Origin of the sequence: uncultured Amaricoccus sp., from assembly GCF_937858865.1 — a bacterium.
Lineage (GTDB): Bacteria > Pseudomonadota > Alphaproteobacteria > Rhodobacterales > Rhodobacteraceae > Amaricoccus.
The window spans coordinates 1-1,377 of sequence record NZ_CALLYO010000412.1; the positions used below are offsets into that span (position 1 = coordinate 1).

Sequence of the window (1,377 nt, forward strand, 5' to 3'; positions counted from 1 at the left end):
CGCCGACGCCTGGTTCGAGGAAGGCGCCAAGGCCCGCTTCCTCGCCAACGACCACCCGCACGCGGACTGGGAGAAGGTCACCGACATCCTCGACGTCTGGTTCGACTCAGGCTCCACCCACGCCTTCGCGCTCCGCGACCGGCCGGACGGCATCTGGCCGGCGAGCGTCTACCTCGAGGGTACCGACCAGCACCGCGGCTGGTTCCACTCCTCGATGCTGCAATCCTGCGGGACGCGCGGGCGAGCCCCCTACGACGCGGTGGTGACGCACGGCTTCACGCTCGACGAGCAGGGCATGAAGATGTCGAAGTCGCTCGGCAACACCACCGCGCCGCAGGACGTGGTCAGGCAGTACGGCGCCGACATCCTGCGGCTCTGGGTGGCGCAGACCGACTATACCGTCGACCAGCGCATCGGCCCGGAGATCCTGAAGGGCACCGCCGACGGCTACCGGCGCCTGCGCAACACGCTGCGCTTCCTGCTCGGGGCGCTCGACGGCTTCGACCCGGCGGAGCGGGTCGGGCCCGAGGCGATGCCCGAGCTCGAGCGCTGGGTGCTGCACCGGCTGACCGAGCTCGACGAGGAGGTGGCGCGGGGCTACGCCGCCTACGACTTCCAGCGGGTCTTCCAGTCGCTCTTCCAGTTCGCGACCGTCGACCTCTCGGCCTTCTACTTCGACATCCGCAAGGACGCGCTCTACTGCGACGCGGCGGCGAGCCCGACCCGGCGCGCCGCCCGCAGCGTGCTCGACGCGCTCTTCCAGCGGCTCGTCACCTGGCTCGCGCCGCTGCTGCCCTTCACGATGGAGGAGGTTTGGCTGACCCGCTTCCCGGGCGAGGAGAGCTCGGTGCACCTCGAGGACTTCCCCGCCACCCCGCGCGACTGGCACGACGCCCGCCTCGCCGCGCGCTGGGAGGAGATCCGCCGCGTCCGCCGCGTCGTCACCGGCGCGCTCGAGATCGAGCGGCGCGAGAAGCGGATCGGCGCCAGCCTCGAGGCCGCCCCGGTGGTGCATGTCGCCGACGCCGGCCTGCGCGAGGTCCTCGCCTCGGTCGACTTCGCCGACGTCTGCATCACCTCGGCGGTGACGCTCGACGCCGGCCCGGCCCCGGCCGGCGCCTTCGCGCTCGAGGACGCCCCCGGCGTCGCCGCCGTCCCGGCCCTCGCCGGGGGCGAGAAGTGCGCCCGCTGCTGGAAGATCCTCCCCGACGTCGGCACCCACGCCCACCCGGGCGTCTGCGCCCGCTGCGACGCCGCCCTCGGCTGACCCGGCTCCTCGCCCCGTCCGCCGTTCCAGGACGAAAAGGGCAGCGCCCGACCCGGCGGGCGATGCCCGAGGCAGGGCCTCGGGCGGGACGGATGGGGAGGGCGCGACCT

1 protein-coding gene is annotated in these 1,377 nt (G+C 73.5%); it reads left to right on the plus strand.

From position 1 onward, the window contains the following. Positions 1-1,267, plus strand: a 1,267-nt coding sequence (locus Q0112_RS12105; protein WP_297975676.1) for a class I tRNA ligase family protein, incomplete at its 5' end; no start/stop codon positions are given. Positions 1,268-1,377: the final 110 nt, after the last annotated feature.